A 13,929-nucleotide genomic window follows, 5' to 3' on the forward strand; every position below is an offset into this window, starting at 1 on the left:
GCGCCGCGTCCATGCAGGACAGGCATGGCGGCTACGCCAGTTGCCGCAACGTATGCTTGATGGTCTGCGCGCGGATCGCCACGTCCGGCATCTTGGCCTCGATGCGCAGCTTGTCCTGCCCGGCCAGCTTGATATGGCGGTTCTTCTGCACCAGGTCGATGATGCGCATCGCGTCGATCGGCGGATTGGGCACGAACTGCACGCTGATGGTGGCCTCGCCCGCGTCGATCTTGCGCACGCCCAGCGGCGCCGCGGCGATGCGCAGCCGGTGGGTTTCGACCAGCGCCTGCGCTTGCGCCGGCAGCCGCCCGAAGCGGTCGATCAGCTCTTCCTGGATATCGTCCACGCGTTCCGCGGTCTCGCAGTTGGCCAGCCGCTTGTACAGCGACAGGCGCTCGTGCACGTCGGCGCAGTAGTCGTTGGGCAGCAGCGCCGGCGTGCCCAGGTTGATCTCGGTGGTGGCCGCCAGCGGCGCCATCAGGTCGGGCTCCTTGCCCGCCTTGAGCGCCTTGACCGCGGCGTTGAGCATGTCGGTGTAGAGCTGGAAGCCGATCTCGTGGATCTCGCCCGACTGCTTGTCGCCCAGCACCTCGCCCGCGCCGCGGATTTCCAGGTCGTGCATGGCCAGGTAGAAGCCCGAGCCCAGTTCCTCCATCTGCTGGATCGCCTCCAGCCGGCGCTGTGCCTGCTTGGTCAGGCCTTCGACATCATGCACCAGCAGGTAGGCATAGGCCTGGTGGTGCGAGCGCCCGACCCGGCCGCGCAGCTGGTGCAGCTGCGCCAGGCCGAACTTGTCGGAGCGGTGGATCAGGATGGTGTTGGCGGTCGGCACGTCGATGCCGGTCTCGATGATGGTGGTGCACAGCAGGATGTTGTCGCGGCGCGCGACGAAGTCGCGCATCACGCGTTCGAGCTCGCGCTCGTGCATCTGGCCGTGGGCGACGGCAATGCGCGCCTCCGGCACCAGCTCGGCCAGCCGCGCGCGCTTGTTCTCGATGGTCTCGACCTCGTTGTGCAGGAAGTAGACCTGGCCGCCGCGCTTGAGCTCGCGCAGGATGGCTTCGCGGATCACGCCGTCTTCCTCGCGCCGCACAAAGGTCTTGATCGCCAGCCGCTTCTGCGGCGCGGTCGCGATCACCGAGAAGTCGCGCAGGCCTTCCAGCGCCATGCCCAGCGTGCGCGGGATCGGCGTGGCGGTCAGGGTCAGCACGTCGACCTCGGCGCGCAGGGTCTTCAGCGCCTCCTTCTGGCGCACGCCGAAGCGGTGTTCCTCGTCGATGATGACCAGGCCCAGGCGCTCGAACCTGACCTGGTCGGACAGGATCTTGTGCGTGCCGATGACGATGTCGACGGTCCCCTCGTTGATCTGCTTGATGGCCGCGTCGATCTCTTTCTTGGTCTTGAAGCGCGACAGCTCGACAATGCGCACCGGCCATTCGGCAAAGCGGTCGGACAGCGTCTGGAAGTGCTGCTCGGCCAGCAGCGTGGTCGGCGCCAGCATTGCCACCTGCTTGCCGCCCAGCACGGCGACAAAGGCCGCGCGCAGCGCGACTTCGGTCTTGCCGAAGCCCACGTCGCCGCAGACCAGGCGGTCCATCGGCTTGCCCGAGGTCATGTCGGCGATCACCGCGGCAATGGCGGCGGCCTGGTCCGGCGTTTCCTCGAAGCCGAAGCTTTCGGCGAAGGTCTCGTAGTCCTTGGGCGAGAGCGGGAAGGCAAAGCCCTCGCGCGCGGCGCGGCGCGCGTACAGGTTGAGCAGCTCGGCGGCGGTGTCGCGGATCTGCTGGGCAGCCTTGCGCTTGGCCTTGTCCCACTGGCCCGAGCCCAGGTGGTGCAGCGGCGCAGTATCCGGATCGGCGCCGGAGTAGCGCGAGATCACGTGCAGCTGGTGCACCGGCACGTACAGCTTGCTGCCCTTGTCGTAGTCCAGATGCAGGAATTCCTCGTCGCCCTGGCCCATGTCGAGCGTGACCAGGCCCTGGTAGCGGCCGATGCCGTGCTCGCTGTGCACCACCGGGTCGCCGATCTTCAGCTCGGCCAGGTCGCGCACCATCGAGTCGACAGCCGAGGCCTGCTCCTGCTTGCGGCGGCCGGTGCGGCGCGTGGTGCCGGCATACAGCTCGGCTTCGGTGACAAAGGCGATCTGCCCCTGCGGCAGCGCAAAGCCGCTCTGCAGCGGCGCCACCGCGATCGAGAAATGCGCGTCGCCCGCCAGGAACGCGGCAAAGTCGTCCACCGGCTGCGGGCGCAGGCCGCTCTCGGCAAAGAGCTGCAGCAGCGTCTCGCGCCGCCCGGCCGAGTCGGCGCACATCAGCACGCGGGTCTGCTTGTCGAGCAGCAGCGCTTCCAGGTTGACCAGCGGGTCGTCGGCGCGGCGGTTGACCGAGACGTCGGGCAGGATTGCCGAGAACGCCGCCTGGTCCGCATTGGCCTCGACCTGCAGCACCAGCCGCGCCATCGGCTTGGCGGCGACAAAGAACTGCTCCTCCGACAGGAACAGGTCCGCGGGCGGCAGCAGCGGGCGCTCGCGGTCGTGGCGCATGAAGTTGTAGCGCTGCGTGGTGTCGGCCCAGAAACGGCGGATGGCCTCGTCGACGTTGCCGGCAAAGGCCAGTTGCGTATCGGCGGGCAGGTAGTCGAACACGGTTGCGCTGTGCTCGAAGAACAGTGGCAGGTAGTACTCGATGCCGGCCGACGGCACGCCGTTGCCGATGTCCTTGTAGATCGGCGACTTGGTCGGGTCGCCCTCGAACACCTCGCGCCAGCGCCCGCGGAAGGCGGTGCGCGCGGCTTCGTCCAGCGGGAACTCGCGCCCGGGCAGCAGGCGCACTTCCTTGACCGGGTACAGGCTGCGCTGGGTGTCGGGATCGAAGGCGCGGATGGTCTCGATCTCGTCGCCGAACAGGTCGATCCGGTACGGCAGCGCCGAGCCCATCGGATACAGGTCGATCAGGCCGCCGCGCACACTGTATTCGCCGGGACGCATGACCGCGCTGACGTGCTCGTAGCCGGCCAGCGTGAACTGGGCCTTGAGCGCGCTCTCGTCCAGCCGTTCCCCCTGCTTGAAGAAGAAGGTGTAGGCCGCCAGGAACGCCGGCGGCGCCAGCCGGTACAGCGCGGTGGTGGCCGGCACCAGCATCACGTCGCATTGCCCGGTCTGGATGTCGTGCAGCGTCGCCAGGCGCTCGGACACCAGGTCCTGGTGCGGCGAGAAGCTGTCGTAGGGCAGGGTTTCCCAGTCGGGCAGCAGGCGCACGCGCAGTTCCGGCGCGAACCAGGGGATTTCCTCGGCCAGGCGCTGGGCATCGACGGCATGGGAGCAGACCACGGCCAGCATCGGCGCGCGCTCGCGGTGCTGGCGTGCGTACGCGGCCACCGCCAGCGCATCGGCCGAGCCGCGCAGGCCGGCCACGCTGTGGCGCAGCCCCGGCTTGACCAGCGGCAGGTTGACAAAGGGAAAGGCGGGCTTGGCGTCAGGCATGTCGGCAGCGGGGGCGTTCAAAACGACGACACCCCGCCGGCATTGCGGGCGGGGGTCGGAACAGGGGACCTCAGGTGCCCATGGCACCTGCCGCGTACGATAGCGCGGCATGGCGACGGGCAAGGGCCGTATTATAGAATGTAGAATGCGCACCGGTTGTCCCGCTGCGCCATGCCGGCCGGCGGGCGCCCGCGCCTCTTTCACTCCACGCCGATCCTGTGTCCGCTCGCCGCTTTGCCCTGATTCCCTGTGCCGGTACCGGCAGCCGCGCCGGCGGTGCCGTGCCCAAGCAATACCAGACCGTGGCCGGCCGGCCGATGATCTGGTATGCGCTGGCGGCGTTCTCGGCGTGCGACGCCATCAACGCCACCGCGCTGGTGCTGGCGCCCGACGACATGCCGCTGGAGTCGCGCTTCGGCGCGGCCACGTTTGCAGGGTTGCGTTTCGACACCGCCTTTGTCGGCGGCGATACCCGCCATGCCTCGGTGCTGGCCGGCCTCCACCACCTGGCGCAACTGGGCGCAACCGACAGCGACTGGGTGCTGGTGCACGATGCCGCGCGCCCGGGCCTGACCCCGGCAATGATCCACGCCCTGGTGCGCGCGGTGGAAAGCGACGGCGACGACGATCCGGACGCCGCCATCGGCGGCATCCTGGCGGTGCCGGTGCCCGATACCCTCAAGCGTGCCCAGGACGATGCCCGCATTGGCGCCACGGTGCCGCGCGAAGGGCTGTGGCAGGCGCAGACGCCGCAGATGTTCCGCGTGGGCGTGCTGCGCCAGGCGCTGCAGGACGCCATGGCGGCCGGCGCGGTGGTGACCGACGAGGCCAGCGCGATCGAGCGCCTGGGGCTGCATCCGCGGCTGGTCAACGGCTCGCTGCGCAATTTCAAGGTGACCTACCCGGAGGACTTCGCGCTGGCCGAAGTGCTGCTGGGCAACGACAGCAAAGGAGCGTAACCACATGATGCCTTTCGATATCCGGGTGGGGCAGGGCTATGACGTCCACGCACTGGTGCCCGGCCGCAAGCTGATCCTGGGCGGGGTCGAGATCCCGCACGACCGCGGCCTGCTGGGCCATTCCGATGCGGATGCGCTGCTGCACGCGGTCACCGACGCGCTCTTCGGCGCGGCCGCGCTGGGCGATATCGGCCGCCATTTCCCCGACACCGACGCGCAGTTCGCCGGCGCCGACAGCCGTGTGCTGCTGCGCGAAGCCGCGCGCCGCGTGCGCGCGGCGGGCTATGAAATCGGCAATGTGGATGCCACCGTGATCGCGCAGGCGCCCAAGCTGGCGCCGCATATCGGTGCGATGGTGGCGAACCTGGCGGAAGACCTCGGGATTGCGCGCGGGCGTTGCAACGTCAAGGCCAAGACCAACGAGAAGCTGGGCTTCGAAGGGCGCCAGGAAGGCATCGTGGCGCAGGCCGCGGTGTTGCTCTGGCGCGCCTCGGTGGGCGACGCGCAGGACTGATCAGGGCCGCGCCGTGTCTGGTGCCGTGGAGGTTTCCGGCGGGATGGCGTAGACGTAGTCGATCAGGCGGGCCATCGCGCCGGTGCGCGCGCCGGCTTCGGTGCGCTTGGTAAAGCCCATCTGCTGGCAGAGCCGGATGGCCGATGCCATTTCGGGCATGGCGCGCACCACCAGCGTGGGCGCGCCGATATCGCGCGCGCGCTGGATGCAAATCTGCATCAGCGTGCGGCCCAGGCCCAGGCCGCGCGCCTGCGGGCTGACCGACAGCAGCCGCGCTTCCGGCTGGGTCAGGGTGATGGTGCTGCCGTCCAGTGCCGGCAGCGTGGCACCCGGGTGGCAGAACAGCACGGCACCCATGATGCCGTGATCGGTCTCCGCCACCCACCATTCCATATCCGGATGGCTGGTCGCCAGCACCGCCTGCATGCCGCGCTGGAACGACGCGCGGCAGTCTTCCATGATTTCCAGCTCATATTGCCCGTAGGCTTGTTGCGTGACGGCGGCGATGTCGCCCCAGTCATGCACCGCCGCGAGGCGGTAGTGGAAGCGGGGAGAAGTCGGCGAAGGCAGGGTCATGGCAGCCTGAAAGTGCGTGTCTTGCCTGGATTGTAGGCGGATCGCTGCACGTGCGCAGCCCTGGCGCGGTGCGGTTGCAGGATGGGAACAGCCGGCAATTCCCGATGGGAAGCTGCCGGCTGCTGTGCTACAGGGCCCGTGGCAAGGCTTACTGTGCCGCGATCACGTTGGCGGCAGCCACGATCACCGCGGCGATGCGGCCGACGTCGCGCAGCTGCTGCGCGGTCATGCCTTGTTCATTCTTCAGCAACTGGTAGTGCGACTTCACGCAGAAGTGGCACTTGCCCACGATCGAGGCGGCCAGCGCGTACATCTCGAAACGGCGCTTGTCCACGCCGCCATGGGTGGCGTAGGCGTTCATGCGCAGGCCGGCCGGCTGGGTGGCCAGGTCCGGATCGTCGGCCATTTCGACATACGGATACCAGGTGTTGTTCATGCCCATCAGCGCAGCGGCAGTCAGCGCGCCGTTGGTTTCCTCGGGCGACAGCACGCCGGCGTTGCGGATGGCATCCACCAGCACCTTGCTCTGTGCCGCGAACGCCGCCGCCAGCGCCACGCCCACCGCATCGTTGCCTTCCAGCGAAGAGCGCGCGATGGTGCCGTCCACGTTCAGTCGGATGTCCTTGGCGAAATCGGGGATAAGATTCTTAATCGTGCTGAGGAATTCCATTTATTTCTCCTATCGTTCGGGGCTCAAAAAACCCGCGCAAGCGGGTTTTGATGCGGAGGGCAGGGCCCTCCGCGAATCGCCTCGGTGTCGGGCGACTGGTAGCAAATTACAGCGTGGCGCCACCGACGGCACGGTTGCACGGGCACAGCTCGTCCGTTTGCAGACCGTCCAGGATACGCAGGACTTCTTCCGGGTTGCGGCCCACGTTGAGGTTGTTCACCGACACGTGCTGGATCACGTTGTCCGGGTCGACGATAAAGGTCGCGCGCAGGGCAACGCCGGCAGCGCGGTCACGCACGCCCAGCTGGTCGATCAGCGACCCGGTCACGTCGGCGAATTGCCACTGGTTCAGCTTGCTGAGGTCCTTGTGCTCGCGGCGCCATGCCAGCTTGACGAACTCATTGTCGGTCGAGCCGCCCAGCACGATCGCGTCGCGGTCGGCGAAGTCGCCGTTCAGCTTGGCGAAGGCCACGATCTCGGTCGGGCACACGAAGGTGAAGTCCTTCGGGTAGAAGTAGATGACCTTCCACTTGCCTTCGAACGACTTTTCGGTGATGTCTTCGAAAGCCGACTGGCCGTTCTCTTCGTGATTGTTGAAACCCGGCTTGACACCGACGACGTGGAAGGCTTCGAGCTTGTCACCAACGGTCTTCATAGACTTTCTCCTGATACGGTTGCAATGAGATCGGTGCGGCTGCAGCAGGGCCGGCGTGGGACCGGTACTAGACTTTGCTGCAATGCACCGCGACAAAACGTGATTATGCGTCATCATCCGGCACGGGGCTAATTGATATTCTCAAACAGCCCGATAGGCAAAGCAGGTGACGCAAGGAGCGAATCCCGGCATGCGCAGCCGCGCGGCGCCAGCCACGCGGCCTCGATGCGGAAGGGCAAGTATGCCATGCGCGATGGGCCCGCCCATGGCAAGTTGGTGACGATTGCGGCGAGTTCAACCCAACATGTTCAGGCCGGATGCATGGCCGGCTCCGCGCGGCGCGCACGGAAGATCACCAGCGTGGCGACCAGACCGCACATGGCGGCGAACATCAGCCACAGTCCAGGTGCCGCCTTGTTGCCGGTGGCGTGGATCAGGTAGGTCGAGATCGCCGGCGTGAAGCCGCCGAACAGCGCGGTCGCCAGGCTGTACGCCAGCGAGAAGCCGGTGGTGCGAACCGCGGCCGGCATGATCTCGGTCAGTGCCACCACCATCGCACCGTTATAGCTGCCATACAGGAACGACAGCCACAGCTCAACCATCAGCAGCCGCGAGAACGACGGTTCGGCCACCAGCCACGACACGGCGGGGTAGGCCGTCAGCAGCGTCGCCACGGTAAAGAACACCAGCAGCGGCTTGCGCCCGATGCGGTCCGACAACGCGCCCATCAGCGGCAGCCAGATGAAGTTCGACAGGCCCACGCACATGGTGACGATGAGGTTGTCGACATCGTCCAGCTTCAGCACGGTCTTGCCGAAGGTCGGCGTGTACGCCGTGATCATGTAGAACGACACCGTGGTCATCACCACCATCATGCAGCCGGCCAGAATGATGCGCCAGTTCTCCAGCATCGAGCGGTAGATCTCGCCGATGGCGGGGCGGTGCTTGCGCGCCTTGAAGGCCTCGGTCTCTTCCAGCGAGCGGCGGATCAGGAACAGGAACGGCACGATCAGGCAGCCGACCAGGAAGGGAATGCGCCAGCCCCATTCGTCCATCTGCGCCGGCGCCAGCGTGGCGTGCAGGATCACGCCGAGCAGGCCGGCGAAGATCACTGCCACCTGCTGGCTGCCCGACTGCCAGGCGACGTAGAAGCCCTTGCGCCCGGGCTTGGCGATTTCCGACAGGTAGACCGAGACCCCGCCCAGTTCAACACCGGCGGAGAAGCCCTGCAGCAGCCGCCCGGCCAGCACCAGCAGCGGCGCGGCCACGCCGATGGAGGCATAGCCCGGCACGCAGGCGATCAGCAGCGTGCCCAGGGCCATCAGCGCCAGTGTCATGATCAGGCCCTTGCGGCGGCCGTGGCGGTCGATATAGGCGCCCAGCACGATCGCGCCCAGCGGCCGCATCAGGAAGCCCGCGCCGAAGGTGGCGAGCGAGAGCATCAGCGAGGCGAACTCGTTGCCGCTCGGGAAGAACGTCTTCGCAATGGCGGCGGCGTAGAAGCCGTACACCATGAAGTCATACATTTCCAGGAAATTGCCGCTGACAACGCGGAACACGGTGCGGAATCCGTGCTGCGAGCCAGGGGTGGCCGCGGAGGTATCTGACATGGCTGTCTCTCAGTCACCGCCGGTCGGGCCGGCGGCATGATTATTTCGGAGAAGTCAGCCAGGCGCGCGCGGGCCGCGCCGTGAGGGGAAGGATCGCCGCGGGCCTGATGACGGGGGCCAGTGTGCGCCGAGCCCCCTGTCATTGCCCTGTCAAATACCTTTCAGAAGGCTATCAACGGCTGTCGAAAACCTGTCAAAGTGCCGGATTCGCGTGCAATATGACCGATCAGGCGCGCCGGAAGCACGCGCTGACCACCAGCCCCGTGGCCGGGGCGGCGCGGTTGGCCAGCAGCAGCCGGCCGCCGTTGCGCTGCATGATGCGGTTGACGATGGACATGCCCAGCCCGGCGCCCTTGGCCTCGCTGCGTGCGCTGTCAAGCCGGTAGAACGGCCGCGTGAGCAGCGACAGCTGGCCGTCGGGCACGCCGATGCCGTGGTCGGCCACGGTCAGCACGGCTTCCTTGTCGTCCACGCGCGTGGAGATTTCCACCACGGCCATGCCGCTCTGCTCGTCCTTGGCATAGCGGCGCGCGTTCTCGACCAGGTTGTCCAGGATGCGCTGCACTTCCATGCGGTTGGCCACCGCCATGACCGGCTCGTTGGCGCGCACATGCACGCGCACGTCGTCGTGCGCGGCATAGACGCCCACGGCATCGTGCACCAGTGCCGACAGGTCCACCGGCTCGACGGTCTCCAGCGGCGGGCGCGCATAGTTGAGGAACTGGCCGATGATGGCGTCCATCTGCTCGATGTCGGCAATCATGGCGTCGCGCGTGACGCCGTCCATCGGCGACATCTCGGTTTCCAGCCGCAGCCGCGTCAGCGGCGTGCGCAGGTCGTGCGAGATGCCGGCCAGCATCACCACGCGGTCGTCGTCGAGCTGGCGCAGGTCGCGCACCATCTGGTTGAAGCTGTGGTTGGCCAGCGCCACTTCGCTGGCGCCATGCTCGGGCAGCGCCGGCGGGGCGCCGCCGGCACCGATGGCGCGCGCGGCGTTGGCCAGCCGCTTGAGCGGGTAGTTGACGCGCGCGGTGATAAAGGCCGCGCCGATGATCGACAGCAGCAGCGCGGCAATACTCCACCACAGCCACTGGATGCCGGGCACGCGCTCGAAGCGCTCGGGGCTGATCGCCACCCAGTAGTCGTCGCCCTCGATCTCGAAGCTGACCCACACGCCGGGGATGTCGTTGACGGTGGTGGCCAGCACGGTGTCCTCGCCCAGGCGGCTGCGGATCTCCTGCTGCACCAGGGTGGTCAGGAACGGGTTGGCGGTGGGCGCGGCGAAGTCGTCGTCCTTCTCGCGCGGATAGACCTTGATGCCTTCGTTCTGCACCAGGTCGAGCAGCAGGAAACGCCGCCGCGCGGGGTCGGAATAGAGCAGCGCGGCGCGCGTGAGCTTGACCACGCTGACCACCTGCATGGCGATCTGCTGCGCGCGCGGGGCGCGTTCGAACAGCCGGTAGCTCTGGAACCAGATGCCCAGCGAGATCGCCAGCAACAGGGCGATCAGCATGAAGGTCCGCCAGAACAGCGAACCGAAGAACCGCGTTGCGGTACGGCCGATTACGGTCGCCACGATAGGAACAGCGGCCGCAATCGGTTATTTCACGCCATCGGGGATGAAGACGTAGCCCAGGCCCCACACCGTCTGGATGAAACGGGGGTTGCTCGGGTCCGGCTCGATCAGCTTGCGCAGGCGCGAGATCTGCACGTCCAGGCTGCGGTCGAACACTTCATATTCCCGGCCGCGCGCCATTTCCATCAGCTTTTCGCGCGACAGCGGCTGGCGCGGATGGCGGGCAAACACCTTGAGCACCGAGAATTCACCGGTGGTCAGCGTGATTTCCTCGTCGTTCTTGGTCAGCGTGCGCGTGGCCAGGTTCAGCACGAAGTCGCCGAAGGCGAAGGTCTCGGGCGTTTCCGACGGGGCGCCGGGCACTTCGGCCGGACCCTTGCGGCGCAGCACCGCGTGGATGCGCGCGATCAGTTCGCGCGGGTTGAACGGCTTGGGCAGGTAGTCGTCGGCGCCCATTTCCAGGCCGACGATGCGGTCCACGTCCTCGCCCTTGGCGGTGAGCATGATGATCGGGGTCTGGTCATTGGCCCCGCGCAGCCGGCGGCAGATCGACAGGCCGTCTTCGCCGGGCATCATCAGGTCCAGCACCAGCAGGTCGAAACGCTCGCGCAGCCAGAGCTTGTTCATCGCGGTGGCGTTTTCCGCCACCAGCACGGTAAAACCCTGTTCGCCCAGATAGCGGCGCAGCAAATCGCGCAGACGCGGGTCATCGTCGACGACAAGAATCTTGTGGCTGGTATTTTCCATGGCGGTATCTTAGCGACTATCGCTTTCGCTCAAAATGGCTTAACAAAACGTTACATACTTTACCCCGTGGTATGGCAGTGTGCACCAATCGTGCGATTACACTGCGCAATCCGTCTTTTTCGGCGCCATGCGCGGCGGATTTCCGCGCATTTGCACCGGACGATCCACTGCTCCGGCCAGCCTGCCCAGCCCGCGCTGGCGCGATGCTTGCAGAGGGTGCGGCGTCTGACGGGGTACCCGGAATTCCAGGCTTCAGGGCGGTCCAACCACTGCATGTTCCCGAAGCCAAAACCGCCATTATCAATGAAAGTGAACCGAACCCGGCACGGGCATCCGCAGCAAGGTATCGCCGGCGCATGCGTTGCCCTGGCGCTGGCCGCGCTGGCGCTGTGCATGCCGGCCGGGACGGCACTGGCGCAATCGGCAGGTATGGCCAACCTGCTCAAGCGCCATCCCTCGACCCAGGCCAGCGATCCTGGCAACGGCCAGCGCGAGGCCCGCGCCCGTGCCGAGCGCCACCGCGCCGAGCAGCGCGAGGCCGAGCGCCGGCACGTGGACGACCGCAGTGGCTCGCGCCTGTCGCCGGACGAGCGCCGCAAGCTGCGCAAGAACCTCTACGACTACGGGCGCGATATCTATCGGGGCAGCTGATTCGTTCTTTTCGTGCTTCGCTCCATGGTACGCCACTGTGGCGCTTAGCCGCGCGGCTGGAAGTGCCGCAGGAAATCGACGAACACCTCAGCCGCCAGTTGCGCATCCTCCGCCGTGATCGTTTCCAGCGGATTGTGGCTGATGCCGCCGTTGCCGCAACGCACGAACAGCATGGCCACTTCTGTGATGCGCTGCATCATCATGGCGTCATGGCCGGCGCCGGAGGGCAGCTCGAACGCCGGCAGCCCGCGCTTTTTCAGCACTGCCCCGAACTGGCCCATCAGCCAGCGCGCGCACGGCGCGTTGTTGACCGGGGGCACACGCTCCACCTGCGCAGTCAGCCCGCGCCGTTCCGCGATCTGGCCGATGCCGGCGACGATATCGGCGATGGCGGCCTCGCGGATGCCATCCTCGCCGGCGCGAATGTCCATCGAGAAGGTGCAGGCCGCCGGGATGACATTGCCCGACCCGTTGGGAACCTGCAGCTGACCCACCGTGCCGACCAGCGTCGGCGCCGCGGCGCAGCGCTGCTCCACCAGCAGGATCATCTCGGCGGCGCCCGCGGCGGCGTCGCGGCGCATGCCCATCGGCGTGGTGCCGGCGTGGCTGGCCTGGCCTTCGACCCGCACCGTGAAGCGGCTGCTGCCCGCGATCTGCGTGACCACGCCCAGCGCCAGGCCATGGTGCAGCAGCACCGGTCCCTGTTCGATATGCACTTCGACAAAACCCAGCAGCGACGCCGGATCGACCGCGGCGGCGCGCAGGGCTTGCAGCTCGCCCGCGCCGGGCAGGTCCGTTGCCGCCAGGGCCTCGCGCAGCGTGATGCCGTCCGCGTCCTGGCGCTCCAGCAGCGCGGGATCGAAGCGGCCCGCCAGCACGCTGCTGGCCAGGAAGCTGGTCTTGAAGCGCAGGCCTTCCTCTTCGGCAAATCCCACCACTTCGAAGTGATAGGGCAGGCGGATCCCGGCCCGGTTGAGGGCGCCAACCACGGCGATCGGCAGCAGGATGCCAAGCCGGCCGTCATAGCGCCCGCCATTGCGCACGGTGTCAAAGTGCGAGCCGGTCATCAGCACGCGCGCGTCGGGCACGGCCGCGTCGGCCGCATAGCGGCCGATGACGTTGCCGATGGCGTCGATCCGCACCCGCATGCCGGCCGCCTCCATCCACTGCGCAAGCCGGGCCTGCGCGGCGCGGTGGGCCGGGGTCAGGTAGGCGCAGGTCAGCCCGCCTTCCATATCGGAGAAACGGGCGAGCTGGTCGGCGTGGGCCAGAATGGTGTCGCCGAGGGAAGCGGGGGTCTGCGTCATGGCGGTACGGTTTTGGGGCGGCTCGATCGGGCAGAAGAGGGAGGCCTAGCTGTTGCGCACCCAGGTCTTCCAGGCGATCCACAGCTTGCGCAGCGGCGTCAGCGCGATGCGCTGGTGCAGCACCTGGAACTGGCTGGCTTCCAGCTCGTCGAGCAGCGCGTGGTAGATCGCGCCCATCAGCAGGCCGGCACGCTGGGCCCGGCGGTCCTGCCTGGGCAGCAGCGCCAGCGCTTCATGGTATAGCGCGCGGGCGCGGCCGGCGTGGTACTGCATCAGCGCGACAAAGCGCTCGGAATGCTGGCCCTTCAGGATCTCGGAGGCCGGCACCTGGAACTGCTGCAGCGTGTTGACCGGCAGGTAGATGCGCCCGCGCCGGGCGTCTTCGCCGACATCGCGCAGGATATTGACCAGCTGCAGCGACTGGCCGAGCTTTTCGGCAAAGACCAGCGTCTGGGGTTCGGTGTAGCCGAACAGCCGCGCGCTGAGGGTGCCGACCACGCCGGCGACGCAATGGCAGTAGCGGGCCAGGCCGGCTTCATCCAGGTAGCGGGTCTGGGTCAGGTCCATCTCCATGCCTTCCAGCACCTCGGCCATCTCGGCCTGGCTCAGGCCGGCGCCGGCCACGTGCGGCTGCAGGGCCTTGGTGGTCGGATGAGTAGGCGCGCCGTCGAACAGGCGGCGCAGTTCGGCGTGCCACCAGTCCAGTTGCTGGTGCGCCAGGCCGGCATCATGGCTGTCGTCGACCACATCGTCGACCTCGCGGCACCACGCGTACAGCGCGGTGATGGCGCGGCGGCGCTCGGCCGGCAGGAACAGGAAGCTGTAATAGAAGCTCGAGCCGCTCTGGGCGACTTTCTCTTGGCAATACTGATCGGGCGTCACGCCGGTCTCGGGTCGAAGATATGGGGGAAGCGCCAGGGAGGGAGGCGGCAGCGGCGCGCCGGATTGTAGCATCGCGCCGGACGGGGTATGGTCGCGCATGCCGAAGCGCTGTCAGCGCAACTCACCGGCCCGGAACGACATCTGAGTGTTCATTCCAGTCGTTTCGTCGCCTGTCGTTTGACGCACTCCGGGGCCGTCGCTATATTGCTGACCGGAAAGTTATTTATTGCCGGAGCCGGCTTGCGGCGGCCCGTCCGCCAGACCGCCGGGTTTCCCGGCGCACGGCCGGCACACGGGCTGC

At 67.3% G+C, this 13,929-nt stretch carries 12 protein-coding genes; 3 read left to right on the plus strand and 9 right to left on the minus strand.

Going from position 1 to position 13,929, the window contains the following annotated elements; genetic code table 11:
* Positions 1 to 31: 31 nt before the first annotated feature.
* On the minus strand, positions 32 to 3,481 hold the full coding sequence (gene mfd / locus ACREYQ_RS06510; RefSeq protein WP_432259939.1) for a transcription-repair coupling factor: 3,450 nt from the start codon (positions 3,479 to 3,481) through the stop codon (positions 32 to 34).
* A gap of 218 nt (positions 3,482 to 3,699) precedes the next feature.
* Here mfd and ispD point away from each other — a divergent pair, with 218 nt between their 5' ends.
* Both ispD and ispF read left to right on the plus strand, forming a co-directional pair.
* Complete coding sequence (gene ispD / locus ACREYQ_RS06515) at positions 3,700 to 4,440, plus strand: 2-C-methyl-D-erythritol 4-phosphate cytidylyltransferase (protein WP_432259940.1); 741 nt, start codon at positions 3,700 to 3,702, stop codon at positions 4,438 to 4,440.
* Between the two features lie 4 nt (positions 4,441 to 4,444).
* On the plus strand, positions 4,445 to 4,954 hold the full coding sequence (gene ispF / locus ACREYQ_RS06520) for a 2-C-methyl-D-erythritol 2,4-cyclodiphosphate synthase (protein WP_432259941.1): 510 nt from the start codon (positions 4,445 to 4,447) through the stop codon (positions 4,952 to 4,954).
* Here the strand turns inward: ispF and ACREYQ_RS06525 are convergent, their stop codons facing one another.
* The 6 genes from ACREYQ_RS06525 to ompR form a co-directional block, all read right to left on the minus strand.
* A complete protein-coding gene (locus ACREYQ_RS06525) occupies positions 4,955 to 5,530 on the minus strand; it encodes a GNAT family N-acetyltransferase (RefSeq protein WP_432259942.1) in 576 nt (191 codons plus the stop codon).
* Between the two features lie 148 nt (positions 5,531 to 5,678).
* Entirely contained in the window at positions 5,679 to 6,200 is a 522-nt protein-coding gene (locus ACREYQ_RS06530; protein ID WP_078196041.1) for a carboxymuconolactone decarboxylase family protein, read from the minus strand.
* A gap of 106 nt (positions 6,201 to 6,306) precedes the next feature.
* A complete protein-coding gene (locus tag ACREYQ_RS06535; protein WP_432259943.1) occupies positions 6,307 to 6,855 on the minus strand; it encodes a peroxiredoxin in 549 nt (182 codons plus the stop codon).
* A gap of 308 nt (positions 6,856 to 7,163) precedes the next feature.
* Positions 7,164 to 8,465 (minus strand): MFS transporter, encoded by a 1,302-nt coding sequence (locus tag ACREYQ_RS06540; protein WP_432259944.1) that lies wholly within the window; start codon positions 8,463 to 8,465, stop codon positions 7,164 to 7,166.
* Positions 8,466 to 8,691: 226 nt separating this feature from the next.
* Positions 8,692 to 10,041: an ATP-binding protein gene (locus ACREYQ_RS06545; RefSeq protein WP_432259945.1), complete on the minus strand. Its 1,350-nt coding sequence runs from the start codon at positions 10,039 to 10,041 to the stop codon at positions 8,692 to 8,694.
* 24 nt (positions 10,042 to 10,065) lie between these two features.
* Entirely contained in the window at positions 10,066 to 10,788 is a 723-nt protein-coding gene (gene ompR / locus ACREYQ_RS06550; RefSeq protein ID WP_010810107.1) for an osmolarity response regulator transcription factor OmpR, read from the minus strand.
* 303 nt (positions 10,789 to 11,091) lie between these two features.
* Here ompR and ACREYQ_RS06555 point away from each other — a divergent pair, with 303 nt between their 5' ends.
* The gene (locus ACREYQ_RS06555) at positions 11,092 to 11,439 is read left to right on the plus strand and encodes a hypothetical protein (protein WP_432259946.1); all 348 of its coding nucleotides are present in this window, start codon (positions 11,092 to 11,094) and stop codon (positions 11,437 to 11,439) included.
* 44 nt (positions 11,440 to 11,483) lie between these two features.
* Here the strand turns inward: ACREYQ_RS06555 and ACREYQ_RS06560 are convergent, their stop codons facing one another.
* Positions 11,484 to 12,746, minus strand: a complete 1,263-nt coding sequence (locus ACREYQ_RS06560; protein ID WP_432259947.1) for a Zn-dependent hydrolase — start codon at positions 12,744 to 12,746, stop codon at positions 11,484 to 11,486.
* Positions 12,747 to 12,791: 45 nt separating this feature from the next.
* A complete protein-coding gene (hpnD, locus tag ACREYQ_RS06565) occupies positions 12,792 to 13,628 on the minus strand; it encodes a presqualene diphosphate synthase HpnD (protein ID WP_432259948.1) in 837 nt (278 codons plus the stop codon).
* Between the last annotated feature and the right edge of the window lie 301 nt (positions 13,629 to 13,929).

This window comes from Cupriavidus sp. TMH.W2, from assembly GCF_050847365.1.
Taxonomy (GTDB): domain Bacteria; phylum Pseudomonadota; class Gammaproteobacteria; order Burkholderiales; family Burkholderiaceae; genus Cupriavidus.